This window comes from Neobacillus sp. SAB-20_R2A, assembly GCF_049568635.1.
GTDB lineage: Bacteria > Bacillota > Bacilli > Bacillales > Cytobacillaceae > Neobacillus > Neobacillus citreus.
Genome location: NZ_CP145895.1, coordinates 3692615 through 3714600 on the forward strand (window position 1 = coordinate 3692615; position 21986 = coordinate 3714600).

21 protein-coding genes, 1 pseudogene and 1 riboswitch are annotated in these 21986 nt (G+C 41.7%); of the genes and pseudogenes, 4 read left to right on the top strand and 18 right to left on the bottom strand.

The genetic code is table 11. From position 1 onward, the window contains the following. Nucleotide 1: 1 nt before the first annotated feature. From thiS to tenI, 3 genes are read right to left on the bottom strand one after another with little or no spacing between them, the layout of a single operon-like run. The gene (thiS, locus tag V5M37_RS17865; protein ID WP_423798516.1) at nt 2-205 is read right to left on the bottom strand and encodes a sulfur carrier protein ThiS; all 204 of its coding nucleotides are present in this window, start codon (nt 203-205) and stop codon (nt 2-4) included. Further along, complete coding sequence (gene thiO / locus V5M37_RS17870; protein WP_423798517.1) at nt 202-1338, bottom strand: glycine oxidase ThiO; 1137 nt, start codon at nt 1336-1338, stop codon at nt 202-204. The genes thiS and thiO overlap by 4 nt, the downstream gene beginning before the upstream one ends. Beyond that, the gene (gene tenI, locus V5M37_RS17875) at nt 1322-2023 is read right to left on the bottom strand and encodes a thiazole tautomerase TenI (RefSeq protein ID WP_423798518.1); all 702 of its coding nucleotides are present in this window, start codon (nt 2021-2023) and stop codon (nt 1322-1324) included. Before tenI ends, thiO begins: the two co-directional genes overlap by 17 nt. Before the next feature lie 61 nt (nt 2024-2084). Further along, a riboswitch (TPP riboswitch) is annotated at nt 2085-2194 on the bottom strand. A 212-nt stretch (nt 2195-2406) separates the two neighbouring features. Between tenI and V5M37_RS17880 the strand changes: the two genes are divergently transcribed. Further along, complete coding sequence (locus V5M37_RS17880; protein WP_423798519.1) at nt 2407-3513, top strand: histidine kinase N-terminal domain-containing protein; 1107 nt, start codon at nt 2407-2409, stop codon at nt 3511-3513. 809 nt (nt 3514-4322) lie between these two features. Here the strand turns inward: V5M37_RS17880 and V5M37_RS17885 are convergent. Further along, nucleotides 4323-4613: a zinc-binding dehydrogenase gene (locus tag V5M37_RS17885; RefSeq protein WP_423798520.1), complete on the bottom strand. Its 291-nt coding sequence runs from the start codon at nt 4611-4613 to the stop codon at nt 4323-4325. Between the two features lie 126 nt (nt 4614-4739). Between V5M37_RS17885 and V5M37_RS17890 the strand changes: the two genes are divergently transcribed. Further along, nucleotides 4740-5039 (top strand): hypothetical protein, encoded by a 300-nt coding sequence (locus V5M37_RS17890; protein WP_423798521.1) that lies wholly within the window; start codon nt 4740-4742, stop codon nt 5037-5039. 77 nt (nt 5040-5116) lie between these two features. Here the strand turns inward: V5M37_RS17890 and V5M37_RS17895 are convergent, their stop codons facing one another. The 6 genes from V5M37_RS17895 to V5M37_RS17920 all read right to left on the bottom strand — a co-directional run bounded on the left by V5M37_RS17895 (nt 5117) and on the right by V5M37_RS17920 (nt 10099). After that, nucleotides 5117-5563 carry a PaaI family thioesterase gene (locus V5M37_RS17895; protein ID WP_423798522.1) on the bottom strand — a complete coding sequence of 149 codons (447 nt, stop codon included), beginning with the start codon at nt 5561-5563 and terminating at the stop codon, nt 5117-5119. A 36-nt stretch (nt 5564-5599) separates the two neighbouring features. Beyond that, complete coding sequence (locus V5M37_RS17900; protein WP_423798523.1) at nt 5600-6931, bottom strand: MFS transporter; 1332 nt, start codon at nt 6929-6931, stop codon at nt 5600-5602. A gap of 46 nt (nt 6932-6977) precedes the next feature. Next, on the bottom strand, nt 6978-7400 hold the full coding sequence (locus V5M37_RS17905; RefSeq protein ID WP_423798524.1) for a MarR family winged helix-turn-helix transcriptional regulator: 423 nt from the start codon (nt 7398-7400) through the stop codon (nt 6978-6980). Between the two features lie 144 nt (nt 7401-7544). Continuing rightward, on the bottom strand, nt 7545-8234 hold the full coding sequence (locus V5M37_RS17910; protein WP_423798525.1) for a polysaccharide deacetylase family protein: 690 nt from the start codon (nt 8232-8234) through the stop codon (nt 7545-7547). 16 nt (nt 8235-8250) lie between these two features. Beyond that, nucleotides 8251-8916, bottom strand: a complete 666-nt coding sequence (locus V5M37_RS17915) for a TVP38/TMEM64 family protein (protein ID WP_423798526.1) — start codon at nt 8914-8916, stop codon at nt 8251-8253. A gap of 22 nt (nt 8917-8938) precedes the next feature. Continuing rightward, the gene (locus V5M37_RS17920) at nt 8939-10099 is read right to left on the bottom strand and encodes an MGDG synthase family glycosyltransferase (RefSeq protein WP_423798527.1); all 1161 of its coding nucleotides are present in this window, start codon (nt 10097-10099) and stop codon (nt 8939-8941) included. 238 nt (nt 10100-10337) lie between these two features. Here V5M37_RS17920 and V5M37_RS17925 point away from each other — a divergent pair, with 238 nt between their 5' ends. Then, on the top strand, nt 10338-11054 hold the full coding sequence (locus V5M37_RS17925; protein ID WP_423798528.1) for a response regulator transcription factor: 717 nt from the start codon (nt 10338-10340) through the stop codon (nt 11052-11054). Further along, nucleotides 11044-12642, top strand: coding sequence for a sensor histidine kinase (locus V5M37_RS17930; RefSeq protein WP_423798529.1), 1599 nt, complete (start codon nt 11044-11046; stop codon nt 12640-12642). The genes V5M37_RS17925 and V5M37_RS17930 overlap by 11 nt, the downstream gene beginning before the upstream one ends. Before the next feature lie 215 nt (nt 12643-12857). Here V5M37_RS17930 and V5M37_RS17935 read toward each other — a convergent pair. The 8 genes and pseudogenes from V5M37_RS17935 to fdhF form a co-directional block, all read right to left on the bottom strand. Further along, nucleotides 12858-14933 (bottom strand): annotated as a pseudogene (locus V5M37_RS17935) (transglycosylase domain-containing protein); the annotation flags it as partial. Between the two features lie 124 nt (nt 14934-15057). Then, nucleotides 15058-15735: an LrgB family protein gene (locus tag V5M37_RS17940; protein ID WP_423798530.1), complete on the bottom strand. Its 678-nt coding sequence runs from the start codon at nt 15733-15735 to the stop codon at nt 15058-15060. Next, a complete protein-coding gene (locus V5M37_RS17945) occupies nt 15732-16100 on the bottom strand; it encodes a CidA/LrgA family protein (RefSeq protein ID WP_423798531.1) in 369 nt (122 codons plus the stop codon). Before V5M37_RS17945 ends, V5M37_RS17940 begins: the two co-directional genes overlap by 4 nt. A gap of 139 nt (nt 16101-16239) precedes the next feature. Next, nucleotides 16240-17121, bottom strand: a complete 882-nt coding sequence (locus V5M37_RS17950; RefSeq protein ID WP_423798532.1) for a LysR substrate-binding domain-containing protein — start codon at nt 17119-17121, stop codon at nt 16240-16242. Between the two features lie 109 nt (nt 17122-17230). Next, a complete protein-coding gene (fdhD, locus tag V5M37_RS17955; protein WP_423798533.1) occupies nt 17231-18040 on the bottom strand; it encodes a formate dehydrogenase accessory sulfurtransferase FdhD in 810 nt (269 codons plus the stop codon). Between the two features lie 22 nt (nt 18041-18062). Next, nucleotides 18063-18425, bottom strand: coding sequence for a DUF2294 domain-containing protein (locus V5M37_RS17960; protein WP_213145478.1), 363 nt, complete (start codon nt 18423-18425; stop codon nt 18063-18065). A 96-nt stretch (nt 18426-18521) separates the two neighbouring features. Then, complete coding sequence (locus V5M37_RS17965) at nt 18522-19001, bottom strand: DUF1641 domain-containing protein (RefSeq protein WP_423798534.1); 480 nt, start codon at nt 18999-19001, stop codon at nt 18522-18524. Further along, the gene (gene fdhF, locus V5M37_RS17970; protein ID WP_423802644.1) at nt 19001-21976 is read right to left on the bottom strand and encodes a formate dehydrogenase subunit alpha; all 2976 of its coding nucleotides are present in this window, start codon (nt 21974-21976) and stop codon (nt 19001-19003) included. Before fdhF ends, V5M37_RS17965 begins: the two co-directional genes overlap by 1 nt. Nucleotides 21977-21986: the final 10 nt, after the last annotated feature.

Below are 21986 nucleotides of genomic sequence, written 5' to 3' on the forward strand. Positions count from 1 at the left end.
ATCAACCGCCTCCTACAAAATGGACTATTTCAATTCGGTCTTTATCTGCTAGTCTAGTTCTTTGGTGTTCCAGCTTGGTTAAAATTTCACCGTTTACTTCGACCACAACGACTTTATCATGGATTTCAAAATGCTGAAGAACATCTGACACAAATACCATACTGTCTGATAATTGGGTCCATTCGCCATTTATTAATACCTTCATGGTTTACCTCCTACCAACATATTTCTGTCGAGCCTGAAAGCTGATAGCAGATTCTCATCTTTCAGTCTGCCTTCGATTAATTCAGCCACTAGTTTCCCTGTAATCGGGCTAAGTAGAATCCCATTGCGAAAATGCCCTGCTGCCACAAACAAATTCTTCCACCTCGGATGCACGCCAATGTAAGGCAGTCCATCACCTGTCTGTGGCCGAATTCCAGCCCACACCCGCTCCCACGCTGCCTCTTTAATTTGCGGTATGATTTGGGTTGCTCTTTCCAGTAAAGTGGAAATCCCTTTTGCTGTTACCTTTTTATCGAATGTATGTTCAATCATGGTCGCACCAATATAAATTTCTCCATTCTTTTTTGGTACAAGATAGCAACGTTTATCTGAAAAAATGGTTCTATTGATAATTGGCCTTTCTGTTTTAACTGAAAAGCATTCACCTTTAACAGGATACATATTCATCTCTAAACCAGATTCACGCATTAATTGGGCCGCCCAAGCACCGGCCGCAACAACAAAGTTATCACTAAGGATGGTTCCGTTCGTGGTTTGCACCCCTATCACCTGACCGTTTTGATAAAGAAAAGATAGCACTTCGGTGTTTTCAAGTATTTTAGCACCAAAATGGACCGCCGCTGTTGCGAACGCCTGCGTTAACTTTGCAGGCTGTACATGCCCGTCGTTCGGGAGATACATCGCTCCAGGTACGCTTGGTGAAAGTGACGGTTCCATTTCTTGTAATTCCTTCGCATCCAGCCATTTTATGGTTGGATCCCATTTCTTTTGAAAGGTGACTTGTTTTTTTACTTCTTCTGCTATGTCTTCGGTTTCTGCAATTTTTAACATCCCTTTATTGACAAACTCGATGTCCACACCAGTAGTTTCCAATAATTCATTAGCGAGAGCCGAAAACATTGCTTGACTTTTTATCGCCAACTTGAATAATGGACCGTCATGTTCAAGTTCAGCTTGCGCAGCCAGCATTCCGGCGGCAGCACTTGATGCTTGGCAGCCGATTTGTTCTTTCTCAATAATGATGACTTTTCTTCCTTGCTTTGATAACTGATAGGCAATCGAGGCTCCATTAACACCACCTCCAATTATGGCAACATCAAATGTATGATCCATATTTCCCACCTCCATCTCTAAATGCATGTATGTAGGACTTTACGGCTAATAAGGGGTCACGAGCATCTAAAACACCTGACATGACAGCGATACCCGTTGCCCCTGCCTGTAGGACCTCTTCCGTATTCTCCGGCGTTATCCCGCCAATGGCAATCACGGGAATGTTCAGCTGTGACAGCCGTGTTAATTCCTCTAGTCCTTTTGGGGTCTTTCCTGGTTTTGATTGCGAAGGGAAGACATGACCGTATAGAACGAAATCAGCTCCATTCTCCTTTGCATTTTTTCCTTCTTCATAAGAGTGAATGGAAGTCCCGACCCTAAGTTGAGGAAAATGCTCCTTTACACAGGCTGTATCTAAACTATGATAGGCTAATTGAACACCAAGGGCCTTTGCCACGATTGCAACATCTACCCGATCGTTAATCACGATTTTTGATAGAGGGACGTTTACATTTGTTAAAAGTTCGACTGCTTGAAAAAGCTCCTTTGCTGATTTTTGTTTTTCCCGCAAGTGTAGCGCAGTTACAAATGGATGAATATCCTTCGCTATTTCAGCCAATTGGTGGATCGACATTTTACCATTGGATATAAGATGCAACTCTTTTTCTTTTAGACTAGTAAAAATACAACTCCCCCCTTTGAATGGATTTCGCTGGTCTAAGGAAGCGCAAAACAGGCAAAACAAAAAGCCACTTCCTTTTGTAAGAAAGTGGCCGAAATTTAGAAATAAAAATTTTGCTCTCCAAAAATCCCGTTGTCCACTTCCCTACGCTGGCATTAACCAGATCAGGTTCATAGAGTCCCGAAGTCACACTTCAATCTCAGCCTTTTCAAAAAGGCACCTCTAGCGGATTTGATTCATATTCATTTGAAAAGATTACCTCATATGGATATATGGTAACATTTTATTCTAAAAAGTCAAACATTTCAAACTTTATTTGCTCGTACATTTCATCAAATTGCTTTGAAATATTTCTTATTTACACCTATTTTGAGGCACGAGAACCGTCCCCATGCATCAAATTTTTATGCTATAATCACTTTAATATAGTGGAAAGCAGGCTGTGTATGGATAAAAAAGTAGGCCAATTTCTAATTGAGAATGAACAAAAGTTTATACATTTTTGGGAAGAGCAAATTATTATCCATCATTACCGGGATAATCCAGAGCTAATATTAAAGAATGGTCATTTAATGTACCATCTCATAACTAATTCAATTTTAAAGGGATTCTCTGATGAAGATGTTAAATCATTGGCGCACAAAGTAGCCCTGGAACGGGTCGAGGCTAATGTCAATATTGGGGAATTTGTTTATAATGTAAATCTGGGCAGAAGTATAATTATTAAATATTTAAACCTTTCCGGACTCATACCAGAAGAGCTGCAGCCAACGATTGACTTGGTCAATAAACAGTTTGATTTATTCTGTTTCTACGCTGTTTCTAAGTACACCGAAATCAAAGATAAGAAACTACAAGAACAAAATTTATTTATTTCTCAAACACATAAGGACCGGTTGGCGATTCTTGGACAAATGTCTTCTAGCTTTGTTCATGAATTTCGCAACCCGCTCACTTCCGTTATGGGCTTTATAAAACTATTAAAGCACGAGCATCCTAATCTACCATATTTAGATGTCGTCAGCCAAGAATTAGATCAACTTAAGTTCAGGATTACTCAGTTCCTTCATACATCAAAACTAAACACGCTGGCAGAAAGCCAGAATGAAGACATTACCATCCATTTATTAATAGAAGATGTGCTTGATTTCCTCTATCCAAGCATCGTCGATGGCAATGTCCAAATTCATACAAATATCGATGCTGATATTTGTATTACTGGCGATAGGAATGAGTTAAAACAAGTTTTTCTAAACCTATTAATAAATGCAGTTGACGCTGTGTGTGAAGAAGAAAATCTGCGGAAAATTGATATCCAAACAAATATAGATGATCACCAAATCAAAATTCGTATTTCTAATAATGGCCCCACTATCGATCCTGAAGCAGTACATTTAATTTTCGAACCCTTCTTCACTACTAAGAAACTAGGTACCGGTATCGGCTTATTCGTTTGTAAGAATATTGTTGAGAAACATCACGGTGAAATAGAATGTATGTCAGATAATCACTTAACTACCTTTCAACTTACATTTCCTATTAAACATAATTAGAATTCAAAAGCACCGCCAAGGCGGTTTTTTTTTGTAAAAAAAGAAACCAGTTAAAATAAGCTGGTCGGGCGCATTTTGTCTTTCTATGATGCCCAACTATTATGGATTCAACGGTTCGGGCCCATAAAACCTTTCTATGATACCGAACTTTTCTATGATTCATCAGTTCGGGTGCATAGAACCTTTCTATGCGACCAAACTTTTCTATGTTTCATTAGTTCGGGTGCATATAGCCTTTCTATGATACCAAACTTTTCTATGATTCAACGGTTCGGGCGCATAGAACCTTTCTATGATACCGAACTTTTCTATGATTCATCAGTTCGGGTGCATAGAACCTTTCTATGCGACCAAACTTCTCTATGATTCATCAGTTCGGGCGCATATAACCTTTCTATGATACCGAACTTTTCTATGATTCATCAGTTCGGGTACATATAGCCTTTCTATGATACCGCAATCTTTCATGATTCATCAGTTCGGGTGCATAGAACCTTTCTATGCGACCAAACTTCTCTATGATTCATCAGTTCGGGCGCATATAACCTTTCTATGATACCGTACTTTTCTATGTTTCAACGGTTCGGGCGCATATAGCCTTTCTATGATACCGTACTTTTCTATAATTCAACGGTTCGGGCGTATATAACCTTTCTATGATACCGAACTTTTCTATGTATCAACGGTTCGGGCGCATATAACCTTTCTATGATACCGTACTTTTTAATGATTCAACAGTTCGGGCTCATAGCTTTCTTATGCGACCGAACTATTGAAAGATGCACTCGCTTACGTCAAATTAATAGTTTTCAAATTGTAATAACTACCTTACCTTGAGCATGCCCTTGTTCGAAATACTTGAATGCTTCATGAATTTCACTTAATTTAAACCTTTTATCAATGACTGGTGTAATTTTTCCAACTTCGATAAGCTCTTTTATGAAATTTAAATCGCTTTGGTTCTGCCTCTGTAAAAAGCTGCCCATTTTTTTATTTCCAAAGAGGGAGAACCAAGGCCACAGTGTCATTGCTTGAAACATTTGAGCCCCTGAACCTCCTACATGAACGAAAATTCCATTACGAATTAGACCAAAAGTCATAACAAGTGACGAATCCTTTGTCTTAAAAGGATTGCTTCTGTATACTCAAAACCATAGCAGTATTTGTTCAAGGAACGCCTTGTTGTTAAGCTTTCGCTTAGATACTAATAGCCAAGGAGTGATGATGTGATAAATCGTGTTTACGAGAAATTGGAGGCTGCCCTTCTGGATTGGGAAATGATGAAGAAAGCTTCAGAGGATGAAAGCGAAGAATGTGCCGAACGGTTTGAAAGGCATTTTTATGAGTTTATTGACGAATTAAAGATTTGGTTTCAGCAATTGGAACCGCCAGCCACTATCGATGATGCAGAAAATCTTCCTGAAATCAGTGATATAATCGAGCGTTTACCGGCACCGCTTCAACTCAACTTTTTAACAGAATTGGAGTTAATTGTGGAAGGAGAAGACCAAGTCCGCTACGATTAATCCCCACCAAAATTCACAAGTGGTGACGCACGGGGACGGTTTTCATGTTTTGGAAGCATGAGAACCGTCCCCATGTTTTATTTTAGCTGAACTCGCTTTCGTTCCGGATTTCCTTTTAATATCATACATGTACTAGTAGAATGCCCTACTAGACTTCCCTTTTCATCATATACATGACATTCCAGCAATCCCACTGTAGAGCCTTTCTTAATCAGTTTCCCCTCTGCTCGAAGCTTCGATTTAAAAATCGGTTTAAGGAAATTAAATTTAATTTCAACTGTCGTAAACAGTTCGTCATCTGAGAGCGTTGTGACAAAAGCATATCCCATCGCAGCATCCGCAATGTCACACAGAATCCCGCCGTGCAGCGTCCCCATTGGGTTATGTAATCGATCAGAAGCTTCCATTTCAATCACAACTCTGCCTTCCTCCACCTCTACCACTTGAAACCCAAGTACTTCCGCAACTGGTGCAATAGGTACTTCACCTGTCATCATTTTCTTCATACCTTCTAAGCGACTCACAAAATTCACCTTCCAAATTATTTTTATTAGATTCTATTAAACTTGAATATTGATTTCTCCTTTATGTGCCCTCTTTCCATACCAGATAAGGATGAAGAGAGAACCTACGAGAACGACTATTAACAGCAAATAAATGTGCTGAAATGAGGAAATGAAAGGTATTTTCGCTTGCCAGCTGATTAATACGCCACAAATTGCGACTGCTAATGACCCTCCAAAGAATTGGCTGAGTTGACTTAACCCCATACCAGAACCAATCTGATCCTTGGCTAAAATGCGAGATACCTCATTGGATAAAGCAGATATTATCGTCGAAAGAGCCGGAGCGAATATGATATAGCCAAACATTACGATGTAAGGCGATACCTGTACCAGCATTGTCATAAAGATCATACTTGCGGCCATGAGAAAATGCCCGATTATCAGGAAGCGATAATTGCCATACCGGTCAATCCAACTTCCGACCCGCCTAATCATAATGGCAGATAATAGTGATCCTGGACACATCATCAATCCTACAGCTCCTGCAGGCAAATGAAACCCATCTGCCAACAATAAAGGCAGCATAAAGAGCATTGACATATTCAGTATAAAAGCACAAAAACTAACAACAAGAAGTTTTCGGTAACCATGATGCAGAAACAGTTTGGGGAGTACAAATGGATTTTTCGCCTTGCGTAAGTGCCATATGTTCACGGTGAGTGCACCAAAACTTAGGAGTAGAAACCATAGGGACAATTGCATGACGCAAATCAACAGTGATACCACTGCAATGGCAGTAAGGGCTGCGCCGGAAATATCAAATCTGAATTCAGTGGGGATTTCTGGTGGCAATAGCTTCCACAATACCGGTACCAATGGAATAACCATGCAGGTGATAAGAAAAAGTCCATTCCAGCCAATAAACTGGGTGATTACTCCGCCAATCACTGGTCCCAAAGCAAAAGCAAGAGATGTCCCTGATGCGATAATGGTAATGGCCCGTCCACGGCGCTCGAACGGCACGTAACGGCTTGCCAAGACAATACCTAATCCTGGCACGGCACCGGCACCGCTTGCCTGTATCAAACGAGCAGCCATAAGAATACCAAAACTATGCGTGAAAAAGCCTACGATGGATGCCGCCCCAAGTAGGATAAGACCAACGAACAGCAGCTTCCGAATCGGCACATAATCGGATAATCGGCTGAAGATGACTGTTGATAAGGCAAACACAATGGAATACCCTGACACAATCCAGGAGCCTTCACCGGCTGTTATGTGTAATTCGTGTATGATGGTTGGCAGGGCAACGTTGAACATCGTCGTATTCATGAGGACCAAAAATGACCCGATTGCCCATACGGGGATAATAATTCTATCGTTCAAGTTGAAACCATCCTTTGCAATTAAATTTCTATTTTTCAAAACTTCTTTATTTGTTCGCAATTCCAATGTCATAAAGTATTCTTTTAAATCGCTGAATCTCTTCAACCTTTAAACTAGACATCACTTCCTCATTCATCTCATCCATCTTCTGACATAGTGGTACTTCCAGCGATTTTCCTCTTTCCGTCAGAAATACTAGCTTGTTGCGACGATCATTGGAGTCCACTCGCCTTTCGATAAAACCGTTTTGTTCCAAGCGGTCGATAATCCCTGTTATGGTCGCACTGTCTAGCAGAAGTCGTTCAGCTAATTCAAAACTAAATTGTCCATCCTTTCTCCACAGCTGACGAAGCAGTGCATATTGAACTGGTGTCACACCGTACGGGGATAATTTGGATTTACTTACTTGATTCACCTTTTGCAATGCTTTTCCAAGTAGAAAATGAACACAGATATCGGCTTTTTCCATAATTCACCACCACTATTATTCAAATTTTCTGATTAGTAAGAATATAACATACCCAAATTCATTTGTATACAAGTGATTTGTATGCAAATGATTTGGGTAACGAAAAAACCAACTCTTACCGATGGAGTTGGTCGATATTTCCGGCTATATTTGATCAATTCTTACACAAGAAATACCTCGGCTTGAGACCTCTTTAAAAACAGCTTTTAATGCATGAATGGTATTCACGGGAGCCTCTTCATCCGCACCAATGGTTTTTCCACAATCATGCAAAAGGATGACGTCACCATTTTTCATTCCATGTAAAAGCCTTTTTTCTACTTTCTCACTGCCGCCTTTACTGCGCCAATCCTCTGCCATCAACGACCATAGAATGATTTTATATCGATTCAAAAGAAAAAAATCAAATACATTTAACAATCCCCACGGCGGACGATAATAGATCGGCCGTTCTCCCGTAATTCTTTCAATGACGGCAGCACTCTTGTCTAACTGGCGCCGAACCATCCATGGATCCATGATCCAGTTAGACTTATGAACGTAATTATGAATGCCAATTAAATGTCCCTCTGCTTGCATTCTTTCGATTAACTCCGGGTATTGTTCCGCTTTGGACGCCACGACAAAAAATGTTGCTTTTATATTATTTATTTTTAACAAGTCCAAGAGCTGTGGGGTATAAATCGGATTCGGACCGTCGTCAAAGGTAAAGGCAATTTTTTCAGAGGCACATTTCCGTTTTAACACACCAATCCCAAATCCCGCCGTTAGAGAATAAGGAATTAACCAATATATAAAAAGAAAACTACAAATGAGAAGAACGATGTTAAACATCCTTCAATCGCCCCTTTTAATCCAACTTTCTTTTAAAAACCAAACTTAACACAGTTGATAAAATAAACAGTGTGCCGCCAAGGATAAACGGCATCAATTTTCCATATCGCAGCCCTGCAAATAGGCTGCTTACCGAAATCGTATAGGGCAATATCCCCAAGGCTGTTGTCCAGATAAAAGCCCTTTTGTTTACTCCTAATATACCTGCCGCATAGTTGATAAAATGATACGGCACCAATGGGACAAAACGGATGAACAAAAGTCCTGCATCGCCTCGTCTTTGCAGCCAGCGATCTATTTTTTCCAAGTAAGGCTTGGCCAAAGGTTCAATGATTGGCCGGGCAATCCAATTAGATAAATAATAGGCAAGGACTGCCCCAGCGATTCCGCCAATCCAGGAATACAAACCTCCCGCAATGGGTCCGTATATTTCAATCAGAAAAAGCGAAACGAATTCGCCGGGTGCCGGTATGACATTGACAACTGTTTGAATCATAATCCCCAGGATGATTCCGAAAAACCCTAGATGGCGGATAGATTCCAGCCATTCTTTTGCCGTTCCTGTATGAAGGAAATATAAATAAAGTCCGGTTAGTAGTAAAAATATCAACAAGCTTCCAAATGATAGTAAACGAGCCATTGGATTTTTTATGTTGGATGATTCTTTCATTACATTCTCCATGTTTCACCTTCTTAGCGGCTAATCAACCAAATAGATAGATTAGATTCTGCAGGCTGCTATTGTTTTCTTTTGTTTTCTTAATCACTTCGGCTGATGCAAACGCAGATTCTTTCGGATGAAATCGTTTTGAATTCTCGCTCATCTGTTGAAGCAGGTCGTGATTGCTTAGTAATTTAGACAAATGCTTGCTTAAATCACGGTCCGTTTTAGCTTGAACGGCCACCCCTGCTTGAACTAAAAATCTGGCGTTATCCTGTTCTTGACCGGGGATTGGTTTATACAGAAGCATCGGTAATTCCATTGCAATGGCTTCAAACGTTGTGACTCCGCCCGGCTTTGTAATCATTAAATCAGAAATAGCCATTAACTCATGAACGTAGTTAATATAACCAGTGAGATGGATACGATGCTTGGAATTCTTCAGTTTTTCCTTTAATTGCAAACGAAGCTTGTCGTTATGCCCACAAACAATGATTAATTGTACCGGATTCGGTAATGCATCAATCTCCTGTATGGTGGAATTTCCATCACCAATCATCCCGCAGCCGCCGCCCATGACTAATACTGTAGGCAGGTGCTGATCTAAATCATATTTTCGAAAAATTTCCTCCTGTTCGATGAACTGAGAAAATTGCTGCCGAATCGGAATTCCCGTATCGGCGATGCGATTTTCTTCAACGCCTAAACCAACCAGAGAATCACGGACCAGCTTAGAGCCAACAATATATTGATCCGTATAGGGATAAATCCAGCAGCTATGATTGGTATGGTCTGTAATAGCTGTGACGATTGGAATATCAATTAAACCGAAGGATTTCAACTTGGACATCACTGCCGCTGCCAAAGGAAACGTACTGACTACAACAGTCGGTTTCACTTCCTCCAGCAGTGCTAACATCCGCCCGAGTCCGGTAGAGAAAATCGACTTCATCATTTTAGAAAAAGTGTTCGCCTTGCGAGTTTTTTGATAAATAAAGCCATACAGATGCGGGAATTTTTTCACGCCCTGTAGGTAGAGAAACCGACTCACTTGATTAGAATAAGGATGAACCCATTCCATAAAATCAACAATCACCGGTTCTAAATCAGGATATCGAACCGCAATCGCTTCATGCAGCGCTTGAGCTACTTTAATATGACCATCACCATAATTACCTGTTAAAATTAAAATTTTATCTTTCATTCATCTCCACTCCTTTATATTGTTGAAGTGTTTTTGTTCTATGGTTTTTAGGTGCCCACATCAATTAGCGGGCTATCACACCAATAATGTTACAAAAAACTTCTTAAGGAAAAATGCCATTCCTTCTGAAGATTTTCTTAAGATATAAAGGTAAACTTCAGAAATTCTTCAGAATTTCTATTGTTTTTTCTTAAGGGGAATGGAGTAAACTTTAGGAAGTTAGAAAGGAGAGGTTTACATGGCTCAAGAAACCATCCTCGTTATTGATGATGAAAAGGAAATTCGTGATTTAATCGGGATTTATCTTACGAATGAAGGTTATCACGTTTTAAAAGCAGCAGATGGGATCGAGGGGTTACAGTACCTAGAGGAGAACAATGTTCATTTGGTTGTATTGGATATCATGATGCCGCGGCTGGATGGAATTCAAGCCTGCATGAAAATAAGAGAAAGCAGAAATGTTCCGATCATAATGTTATCTGCGAAATCGCAGGATATGGATAAGATCATGGGGTTAACTACCGGAGCGGATGACTATGTCACAAAACCGTTTCAGCCTTTGGAATTAGTCGCAAGAATCAAGTCGCAGCTTCGTCGTTATCTTCGGTTAAATCAAACGGACGGAAGCCCACAAGCAACTACAGTCCAACAGCAGGATGTCATTTCGATTGATGAGCTAGTCATTAATATTCCTACACACGAGGTTAAAGTGGATGGGAAAGACATAAAGCTAACACCAAGGGAATTTGCCATTCTAGAGTTGTTGGCCCGCAATCCTGGAGTCGTGTTTAGTACCGAAAAAATCTATGAACAGGTATGGAATGAGCCGTTTTATGAATCGGAAAACACCGTCATGGTTCATATTCGTAATTTGCGCGAGAAACTGGAAAATAACCCGCGGAAACCACGGTATATCAAAACGGTTTGGGGGGTGGGCTATAAAATTGAACAATAAGAACCAGTCCCCTTCCTCGTTTCGAAAAGGCAGTCATTTTGGCAAACTTGTCCATTTAGTAAAGACAAGCATTCGCATTCAGTTGATCATGGCATTTGCCTTTTGTACGCTTGTTTCCTTATTGGTCGGTTTTGCCACAAGCCCCTTCTTTGTTAGCGAGGACCGCAGGCTCGATTTTACCGAAGGGGTTGTCACCATTGAGGAAAGTGCACGTGATTTGGTGAAACAATTCAACCAAATGAACCAGGATATCAACGAACTCGTAAGGGAATTAGGGGATCAAGATCCTGATTTTAAAAGTCAATTTCTTCAGCCTGCACCGCCTTCTGTGAAAGAAGAAAACGACTGGTTAATCGTCCCTTACAATGGGAAAGCTTTCTATCAAATAACCAAGAATGAATTAATCCAATATTTAATTAACACACCAAAGCAACAAAATAATCTCAAAGTGTTGGTTACGGATTTGGATGGTAAAGTTGTGTATAAATCAGCAGGAGCACATGATACTCAAGTAAATCTGTCCGAAGAAATGAAAAGTGCCAAAAAGACTCTTGGTGAAAAGGTGCATGATGAGCAGCCCATTATTACAAGAATGTATCCAATTACCAATGCTGGCGGGAAAGGCTATTTAATTGTAAGCGGCGTCCCAAAAGCCACATCTGTTTATGAAAAAGAAACGGGAGTTACCCCTTATCTGCTTGGACTTATCGCGTTTATTCTCTGTTATTATTTCATAACCAAACGAAAGATGAGGGAAATAGAGGAGATTGCGCTAGGTTTAACGGAAATCGCCAAGGGAAATTTGCGTTATCGGATACGGGAGAAAAGTCAAGATGAAGTAGGTTCGCTTGCAACCAACATTAATTACATGGCTTTTGAATTAACCGAAATGATGGAAAGACAAAGACATACTGAAAAATTAAAGGATGAGCTGATCACCAATGTTTCCCATGATTTACGTACACCCCTAACTTCGATCATGGGCTATATGAGACTAGTAAAAGACCATCAGTATAAAAACCAGGCACAATTGGATGAATACGTTGATATCGCTTATGGCAAATCAGAACAATTAAAGAATTTAATCGAGAATTTATTCGATTTTACCCGTCTAACGTATGAAGGTAACCAGCTCAAAAGAGAAAAGGTTAGCCTAAACCAAATGCTCAGACAGCTGATGGATGAACTTGACCCGATTGCAAAAGATCACGATGTCATGTTTAGCAGCAACCTCCCAAAAGAACCAATCCTGATGGAGATTGATCCGAATCAAATGGTTCGCGCGTTGGAAAATGTATTAACAAATGCCATCAAATATAGTACCCCTCCTGGAAAAATTCATGTTCATTTGGTCCAAAACGAACATTCTGTTCAGATTTCTGTTTCAAATCCATGTGATTCCCTTTCTGAGGAGGAGGTTGCTAGATTATTTGATCGTTTCTACCGGGTGGATCCCTCACGTTCCTCCAACAAGTCTGGGGCTGGATTAGGCTTAGCCATCACAAAAAGTATCATTGAATTGCATCAAGGGACCCTTCGTGTTGAATATAAAAATCAAGTCATTCAAATTTTCATCGAATTGCCTTAATGAGGAACATGAATAATGAAAGGATCGTTGGAACGGTCCTTTTTTATTGGCTTTTGAATTTACGTACTAAAACAAAAAAGACTGCCGACTTAGTCGACAGCCCCGAAAATCCTTATAGTACAATCTTAATCTTCTTTATTTTTCCCTTTGCCCTTGCCTTTTCCCTTTTCTTTTTCCTTTTTCCATTCATCTTTTTTATGTTTCTCTTTCCAATTATTCCAGCCATTTTCAATTTCCGTTTTTACTTTTTCAATTGGCTTTGGCGGTACTTCTGCAGAAGCGATACCTTTTATATACAGTTCATTATTAACTTCATATACACTGCTTGGCTGCTTAAAGTTTGATGAATCCGTTCCAAATGATTGGATCATCGCTTTAAACATATATTGGGCAATTTTCGTCGTATTTCCAGCCTGATAGTTGCCAGGACCGTTTTGGGCATATCCGGTCCAGACTGCCATGGTGTATTGTGGTGTATATCCGGCAAACCAGCTGTCATTTGTCGCATTGTTCGGATATCCATATTTCGCACGTGTTTGGGTATCAAAATTGGTTGTACCCGTTTTTCCCGCGACATCCAAACCGGAGATATTGGCGGTTGTACCTGTTCCGGCATCAACGACAGTCCGTAACATATCAGTCACCATATACGCAGTGTAATCCTGCATCACTCGCTTTGGTTTCTCGGCGAAATTTACCGTTGTGCCATCTGCCAAGACGACCTTTTGGACAAAATGCGGTTTATTGTAAATCCCGCCGTTTCCAAAGGCGCTGTAGGCACCTGCCATTGCTAGAGGGCTGACGGTATTGCTTCCAATTGCATAAGACTCATAGACCTGATTATTCTTAAACGTAATGCCAAGCTGTTCGGCAAAGCTCTTCGCTTTATCAAGACCAACCTCCCGGAGTGTGAGAAGGGCTGGGATATTATATGAGTTTTGCAGCGCGGAGCGGATGGTCAGCATTCCATGATATTGATGATCCCAGTTAGAAATCTGCTGTCCGGTTGAATAGGTTGTCGGCTTGTCATTGATTAAATGGGCCGTGGACCACTTTAAATTTTCAATGGCGGGACCGTAATCAAGAATCGGCTTAAAGGTGGAACCCGGCTGACGATTGATATCAACCGCCAAGTTGTGGCCAAGAAAGTCAGCTTGATAGTCGTTTCGGCCGCTGCCAATCGCCCTGACTTCCCCCGTTTTTGTATCCATAAAAACGAACGCCCCCTGATACTTCGCATCCGGGTAAGCAATGATTTCATTGGTGTTCATCATTTTGTCGGCATAATCCTGTGCTTTCGGGTCCAGTGTCGTATAAATCGATAACCCATCGGCACTGACGTCTACATCCTTAAGCTTTCCTTTGATCTCTTTTACCACTGCATCCAAAAATGCTTCATACGGCATTCCTTGCTGCTCACTTTTTGGTATAAGCCCTTCTGTGACTGGAACTTTTGAGGCATCCTCCATCTGTTTTTCCGTAATATAGCCGTGCCGATGCATCAAGCTTAAGACTAAGTTACGGCGATTGGTAGCCGCTTCTGTGTTTTCCTTCTTGGTTGGGTCGTAATTATTGGGACTTTGCGGTAGTCCGGCTAGCATCGCTGCCTGCGAGAGTGTCAACTTTTTCAAATCGTTTGGCTCTAGCCCGTAGTAGTTCTTTGCTGCGGCAGCCACTCCGTATGAGCGGTTACCCAGGTAGATTTTGTTCAAATACATCATTAAGATTTCGTGCTTGGAATACTTATTCTCCAGCTGATACGCCAAATCCCATTCCTGCACCTTCCGTTTCAATGTTTTTTCGGGTGTCAAAAATGAGTTTTTAATGACCTGCTGCGTAATCGTACTCCCGCCCTGAGATCCGAAATCACCGGTTACATTGACAAAAATGGCTTTGGCCGTCCTTTTGATGTCAATTCCATGATGGTCATAAAAGCGGGAATCCTCCGTGGCAATGAACGCATTTTCCAGCACCTCCGGAATTTGCTCATACGAGATTTTTGTCCGCTTTTCTTTCCCGTATTCATAAATGAAGTTTCCATCTTTATCATAAAATTTCGTTGATAGAGGGTCGATTAATTTGGAAGCATCTAGTTCAGGTGTACCCTTCACCATCGATGCGAACGTGATTGCCCCTGCCCCGGTTGAAACAAGCCCTATTACCAAACAGACAATAAGCACTTTTCTTAACAAAGACCCTTTTACGGGCAATTTTTTGCTTATTTGGCGGCTTTCCCTAGTGTTCTCCGCTTTCCTTCGTTCCTCACGAGATTGATAGTTTTCTTCTGTCATAATTCTTCTCTCCGATGATGCATGGGGACGGTTCTTCTGCTTCAGCAGCAGAAGAACCGTCCCCATGTTTTTTTTTACATATAAACATATTCGTAAGGAATGCTCTCTTTATGGGGGATTTCCACTAAATCATCGCAGGTATCAGCAGTGCCCCCAACAGCAGGGTAATAAAGGCGGCGAAAATCATCGCCAGGGATGAAAAGGTCGCTTCCTGCTCCCCATATTCCAGCGCCTTACTCGTTCCGGCACCATGTGCACTCATTCCAAGCGCTAGACCTTTGGCAATCGGCGTCTGAATTGATAACCATTTGATAACAAAAGGGCCGACAACACCGCCAATCACGCCGGTCAAGATGACGAACACGGTTGTTAATGTTGGCAGGCCGCCAATCTCTTTTGAAACCTCAATGGCAAACGGCGTTGTAATGGACCTTGGAAGAATTGACGTCATAAAATCATATTTCAAATGAATGATTTTTGATAAAGCAAATGTTGAAAAAATCGCCACCAGCGAACCCGTAATGGTACTGATAATGATGGTTCCCAAATATTTTTTGACTATCGGAAGATGCTTATAAATCGGTACCGCGAACGCAACTGTAGCTGGTCCGAGCATATGTGTCAGCCACTTCGTTGCATCCAAATATTGATTTGCGGACACATGCATGATTGAAATTAGCACGATTAACAGAATTGGCGCAAGCAGTAAATGATGGAATAAAGGAAACGCCCATTTAGCATAGATTTTCTTGGATAATCGATAGATAAGGTAAGTTCCTACAATACACATTACCATCATCATAGCTGCTCACTTCCTTTCCTTTTTGTTACTTTTTCTGCAATTAAGGCTGTCATTCCCATCACAATGATGGTGCTGATCCCAATCAATACAACGATTTCGGCCCCTTGAAAGCTGATAATTTCATCATAATTCACAATCCCTACTGCAGATGGTACGAAGAATAATAGCAGCTCTGCCAGCAGCCAATTGGCTCCTTTTTCAATCCATTCCAGCTTGATGATGTGAAGGCAAAGTGCCAAAAACAAAAGGAACAAGCCAAACATCGAAGCAGGTATCGGCAGTGGAACGATTTCTTTTAGTGCGGCTCCGAGAAATAAAAAGACATGTATGAATAATATCTGTAAAATAATAACTCCAATTTTCATCGTAAAAATCCTCTCCATAAGAAGTAAAAGGAGATCTCTTCATGCTCCTTTTACTTCTCGATTTAAACTATAGAGTAATGTTACGACGAATTTTACCATTCGTAAAATACATATTTATAATGGTTTTCATAACTCAAAGTTATAATGATTCATTCAAAATAAAGTCAATAAAGGTTCTCCCTGCATTGGAAATATAGCGGTCTTTTTTGGTAATGACGGCAAGCTTCCATAGGATGACTGGCCTGAGGGTAATGATTTTTAAATCCCTATTCATTAACCGATTGCAAATGGATTGCGGAAGAACGGTGATCCCCAGGTTGGCTGCCACCATTTCCGACATCAGGTCCCATTGCGTACTTTTAAATAAGATCTTCGGCTCAAAACCACCAGCTATAAAGAATTGATTCCTTAAGATCTGATTTAATGAAAATTCTTCATGGTAAAAGATAAATTCCTCATCTGCTAATTCCTTGATCTCTACTTGTTTACGGGCAGCAAGGTGATGATCTTTATGAACCACCAGCATCATTTCTTCCTCCACAATCGGGTAAACTTGAAAATCCTGCTCATCAATCGGCAGAACGGTAACACCAAGCTCAAATTCCCCTTCATCAACGCTCTTGACCACCCTCGCTCCACCGTACTCGGTAATATTTAGTTTGATATTTGGAAATTCCTGATGAAACTTAGCCATCACCTTTGGAAAAAATAAACTTCCGATAAACGGCGGCAAGCCAATGTTAATTTCGCCTCTCTTCAAATCTGTCATATCATTTAATGTCGTGGTCATTTCATCAAGCAGGCCAGAAATTTTCTGGGCATATTCTAGCACCACATTCCCAGCGTCTGTGAGATTCGTTGTCTTTTTGCTGCGGATAATCAAGGTCATGCCAAGCTCTTCTTCTAATGCCATAATCGATTTACTCAAGGCAGGCTGTGAAATATGCACACTCTCCGCTGCCTTCGTAATACTTTTGTGCTTGGCTGCCTCCATAAAAAGATTTAATTGGCGTAACTCCATGAAAACACCTCATCTTAAGGATTCTTTAGAAGGATTTTAACATATCCGCAGTATTACCAATACGATTGAATAACAAAAATACCGCTTAGCAACGACTAGCGGTATCCCCTTATTTCGCTAATTCAGGAGTCATGATCCGTTCAGAGTTTGTATAAATATTTAAGGCATTATTCCGAATAAATCCAACCGTTGTAATCCCCAGTTCTTTTGCCAACCTTAATGCAAGTTCTGTTGGGGCCGATTTTGAAAGAACCGTGCCGCATCTAATTTTTGCTACTTTTAATAATACCTCCGAGGAAATGCGCCCGCTAAAGGCAATCACTTTGTCTTCGATGGAAATATGATGCTTTAGACAGTAGCCGTAAATTTTATCCAAAGCATTATGTCTGCCAATGTCCGTCCGGGCTACAATGATGCCATTCCCATCACACAATGCGGCGTTATGGACACCGCCCGTATCTTGAAAAATGGTAGAGGATTCCTGCAGCATCTCCATCAGACGGAAGCAGTTGTCGACGGTCAGTACATTATTTTTCACTTCAATCGGCTTAACGGTCCTGGCATCATTATAAAAATAAAAACTCTGCCGGCTTTTCCCGCAGCACGATGTTACAATGCGCTTGGAGTGGAACATTTCATTCAACTTATTCACTCGATGTGTTGTTACGATTGCTTTCCCTAGTGTTTCAATCACTTGCAGTTCCTTTATATCCTCATAGCGGCCGATTATCCCCTCTGACGCCAAAAATCCGACGACAAGTTCCTCAATATCCTCCGGACTGCATACGAGGGTGGCAAATTCTTGGTCATTTAACATAATCGTGATCGGATATTCCGTCACAACCACATCCTCGACAAGCTGCACGACACCATTTTCATATCGCAGCACTTGGTTTGTTACCTGCATTTGCTGGTCCATTCTCCCTGTCTCCCTTGTTCCCTCATTTACCTTTTTGATCAATTGATTTATCAAAAACAAAAACAGTCATGGCGATATCTTCGTCAATATTAATATCGGAAAAGAGCCGCAGAACTTTTGCTCCCATTAAGGTTTCAAACTTATCCACAACCTCTTGTCTCTTATAGATTTCCTTTACCAACTTGGTCCGAGCCTCATGAACGGTTTGCTTTCCTTGTTCAGAGTTAATCATAAACTTCTCTACATTCGTAAGGTTGCCTTTCATTTCACTAATCGCCCAGTTTTCCACGAATCGGGTGCTAATTTCTTTTGGGCCGTTTCCAACGTACTCTTTTCTGATTTCCCGAACCAGCATACTAAATTGGTGTTCTAAATTTTTACCCATTATCGACTTCCCCTTCATTTGTCGTTTCAGAATAGTTTTCGATTAAAACAGGGAAACCCCTTCTTTTTAAATCATCAAATGGGTTTCCCCCTCCTTTTAATCCTTTAAGCCTTCCCCGACACCCTTCAAGAGATTCAAACCAAAACCAATTGCTCGATTGATATCCGGATCGTTCAATACCTTCAATAAATCTAGTATACCTACTTTTGAATTAGACTGAAGCCCTTGATCTGCTTTTTCCAACCCTTTTGCAACGCCATTCATCAGCTTTTGTGTCATTTCGGGATCAAGCGTCGTCAAAGCGCCGCCTGCTGCCATCGCATTATTGATGAGATTCGTGACAGGCTCGCGCGTCATTTGGCCAACCGCGATTTTTGCCACTTTCTCTTTGGCTTTGACGAGACTGTTCATGGCCTCTAAAATGCCGCTGTTGCGAAGCTCCTGCAACAGTTGAAGTGTATCCAGCAGGGAATCTTTATTTTCGGCAACCTCGGAGATAAGACTCTCCAAGGATTGCGCTTTTTGTTGCTCTTCTGTCAATTCTACCTTTTTAATGATTTTAATTGGCTGAGCCATTATGCGTTCCTCCTGTCATACAGGCCAGGCTGTACATGTTCATTGACGCTTGAAATTGGCACATAATCGCCGCGTTCCCATTTCCGGTAGATCTCAAGACCCAGCTGCGGCGTCCGTGTGGCGTTGCGCGGGTTGAATCTTGGAAGCGGATTTTCTCCCTTGATTTCCAGCACTTCCATTCGCACCTTCGTTTGTTTATAGGCAGGTGTATGGGTCACGACATCGACTGCCCCGCCCGTCAGTAAATTAACCGCACTCTCATGACTGGAGGAGTGCATTGGAACATACACCGTTTTTCCTTCCACACGGTCTGTGACGAGAACTGGCAGACGAATCGCACCATACGGTGAAACAAGGCGGACAAGCGTGCCATCCTTCACCCCGCGCTCTTTGGCAAGCTCAGGTGAAACTTCGACAAAGACTTTCGGGAACTTGTACTGAAGCCCCTCAGATTTATGCGTTAGGTTCCCTTCATGGAAATGTTCCAGTAAACGCCCGTTATCAAGCGACAAGTCGAACTCAGCCGGGAATTCCACCGGAGGTACATAGTCAAACAAACCAAACCGAGCCTTCTTGTCAGGGAAGTTAAAGCCGTTCAGATAAAGAACAGGTGTGTCAGTACCGTCCGGCGATCCCCATGTAAAGCTGTTCCAGCCTTCAAGAACGTCGTAATTACAATGTGTAAAGAATGGATTTAAGCCAGCCATTTCAGAAAAAATCTCACTTGGATGCGTGTAGTCCCAGTTAAAGCCCATTCGGTTCGCAACCTGCATGAGGATCCACCAGTCAGGCTTGCTGTCGCCTGTTGTTACTAGCGCCTGATACAGACGCTGGACTCGGCGCTCTGTATTGGTGAACGTCCCATCTTTTTCAAGGGAAGGCACCCCTGGTAAAATTACGTCGGCAAACTGAGCCGTTGTTGTTAAGAAGATTTCTTGAACAACAAGGAAGTCAAGTTTCGCAAGCATCGCTTGTGTGTGATTAGAATCGGCATCTACCCAAGCCATGTCTTCGCCGACGATATACATGCCTTTCAATTCGCCTTTATCAATCGCAGCAAGCATTTCAATATTATCGATCCCTGGCTGTGCTGGCAGAGTAACACCATAAGCCTTTTCAAATTTCGCACGAACCTCGTTATCTGCTACTTGCTGATAACCTGGGAAAATATTTGGCATGGTTCCCATGTCACTTGCACCTTGGACGTTGTTATGACCACGGAGTGGGAATGCCCCTGCATTACGGCGCATCATGTTTCCTGTTGCAAGAAGAAGGTTGGCAATGGCAACAGATGTATGCGAACCAGCGATATTTTGCGTGACGCCCATTCCCCAGCAAATGGCGGTCCCGTCGGCTTCATGAATCATTTCCGCAATTTGGATTAATGCCTCTTGCGAGATGCCGGTCATTCTTTCTGCTTCTTCAAGCGTATAAGGAGCAATCATATTTAAGAATTCATCATAGTGATTCACATGCTCTTGAATGAATGCTTCATCATGCCAGCCTTGGTCAATGATGTATTTTGTTACAGCAGACAGCCATACATAATCTGTTCCTTGTCTTGGTCGAACAAACAAATCAGCACGGTCTGCCATTTCATGTTTGCGGACATCGACAGTGATTAACTTTTGTCCGTGAAGTTTATGTGCTCGTTTAATTCGTGTAGCTAGAACAGGATGTCCCTCTGCCGGAGCACAGCCTACCAAAATCACGAGTCCAGCGCCTGCGATGTCTTTAATGGTGGCGGAGTCACCGCCAATGCCGCCTGTTTGCTGCAAGCCCCAAGAAGCCGGTGATTGGCAATAACGGGAGCAGTTATCTACATTATTGGTGCCAAATACCTGACGGCTTAATTTTTGAATCAAGTAATTCTCTTCATTCGTAATTTTTGAAGAAGCAATAAATCCAAGTGCATCGCTGCCGTACGTATCTTTAATGCCGCCCAATTTTTCAGCCACAAGATCTAAGGCTTCATCCCAAGAGGCTTCAACAAACACATCGCCCTTGCGGATTAATGGGCTTGTAATCCGTTCTTTTGAATTAACAAAATCCCAGCCGAATTTCCCTTTTACACATGTAGATACACTGTTGACTGGTGCATTTTCAGATGGTTCAATTTTTAAAATCTCATGATCTTTTGTCCACACTTCAAATGAGCAGCCTACGCCGCAGAATGTACAAACCGTTTTTGTTTTCTCAATGCGTGTTTCTCGCATGGCAGCTTCGACTTCGGAAACAGCAAAGATGGTTTGGTAATCCGGCTCTACCGCTTTGACAATGTCTATCATTGGTGTCAGTAAATCATCTTCAATTCCGGTCATGAATCCAGCATTACCCAACATGGATTTTTCCATTAAGGCATTACATGGACAAACCGTGACACACTGACCGCAGGAAACGCAGGAGGATTCATTGATGCTTTTACCGCCATCCCATAATACACGAGGCTGCTGGGTCTCCCAATCAATCGTCAATGTTTCATTGACCTGCAGGTCTTGGCAGGTTTCTACACAGCGTCCGCACAGAATACATTGGTCCGGGTCGTAGCGATAAAATGGATGAGACATATCCACTTCATACCCCTTAGAGCGGTGCGGGCGTGTTTGATGCTCGACTCCCATCATTTCCGCTGTATTATGGACACGGCAATTGCCATTGTTGTTGTCGCAGACCGTACAGTATAATAAATGGTTTTCTAAAATCCGGTCCATTGCTTCTTCCTGAGCCTTTTTTGCCACTTCAGAAGCGGTCAGGATATTCATTCCTTCCTCCACGACAGTCGAACAGGCCCGCATAATGCTGCCGTTCACCTCACACATACAGGTATCACAGCTTTGGACTGGCCCAAGTATTTCTGAATAACAAACATGTGGATGCTGGATATCCTGTGAAATAAGGTAATCCAAGATTCGCGTTCCCGCCTCAATCTCACGGGCGGTTCCATTAATAAACACATTCACTTTTTCCGACAAAATACGTCCCTCC

What these genes read in the sequence shown, in the direction of transcription:
- V5M37_RS17880 (WP_423798519.1), top strand. Translation starts at nt 2,407, where the DNA reads ATGGATAAAAAAGTAGGCCAATTTCTAATTGAGAATGAACAAAAGTTT.
- fdhD (WP_423798533.1), bottom strand. Translation starts at nt 18,040, where the DNA reads ATGGACCAGCAAATGCAGGTAACAAACCAAGTGCTGCGATATGAAAAT.
- V5M37_RS17950 (WP_423798532.1), bottom strand. Translation starts at nt 17,121, where the DNA reads ATGGAGTTACGCCAATTAAATCTTTTTATGGAGGCAGCCAAGCACAAA.
- V5M37_RS17910 (WP_423798525.1), bottom strand. Translation starts at nt 8,234, where the DNA reads ATGTTTAACATCGTTCTTCTCATTTGTAGTTTTCTTTTTATATATTGG.
- V5M37_RS17925 (WP_423798528.1), top strand. Translation starts at nt 10,338, where the DNA reads ATGGCTCAAGAAACCATCCTCGTTATTGATGATGAAAAGGAAATTCGT.
- V5M37_RS17940 (WP_423798530.1), bottom strand. Translation starts at nt 15,735, where the DNA reads ATGATGATGGTAATGTGTATTGTAGGAACTTACCTTATCTATCGATTA.
- V5M37_RS17905 (WP_423798524.1), bottom strand. Translation starts at nt 7,400, where the DNA reads ATGGAAAAAGCCGATATCTGTGTTCATTTTCTACTTGGAAAAGCATTG.
- thiO (WP_423798517.1), bottom strand. Translation starts at nt 1,338, where the DNA reads ATGGATCATACATTTGATGTTGCCATAATTGGAGGTGGTGTTAATGGA.
- V5M37_RS17945 (WP_423798531.1), bottom strand. Translation starts at nt 16,100, where the DNA reads ATGAAAATTGGAGTTATTATTTTACAGATATTATTCATACATGTCTTT.
- V5M37_RS17915 (WP_423798526.1), bottom strand. Translation starts at nt 8,916, where the DNA reads ATGGAGAATGTAATGAAAGAATCATCCAACATAAAAAATCCAATGGCT.
- V5M37_RS17920 (WP_423798527.1), bottom strand. Translation starts at nt 10,099, where the DNA reads ATGAAAGATAAAATTTTAATTTTAACAGGTAATTATGGTGATGGTCAT.
- V5M37_RS17960 (WP_213145478.1), bottom strand. Translation starts at nt 18,425, where the DNA reads ATGGGTAAAAATTTAGAACACCAATTTAGTATGCTGGTTCGGGAAATC.
- V5M37_RS17885 (WP_423798520.1), bottom strand. Translation starts at nt 4,613, where the DNA reads ATGACTTTTGGTCTAATTCGTAATGGAATTTTCGTTCATGTAGGAGGT.
- thiS (WP_423798516.1), bottom strand. Translation starts at nt 205, where the DNA reads ATGAAGGTATTAATAAATGGCGAATGGACCCAATTATCAGACAGTATG.
- V5M37_RS17965 (WP_423798534.1), bottom strand. Translation starts at nt 19,001, where the DNA reads ATGGCTCAGCCAATTAAAATCATTAAAAAGGTAGAATTGACAGAAGAG.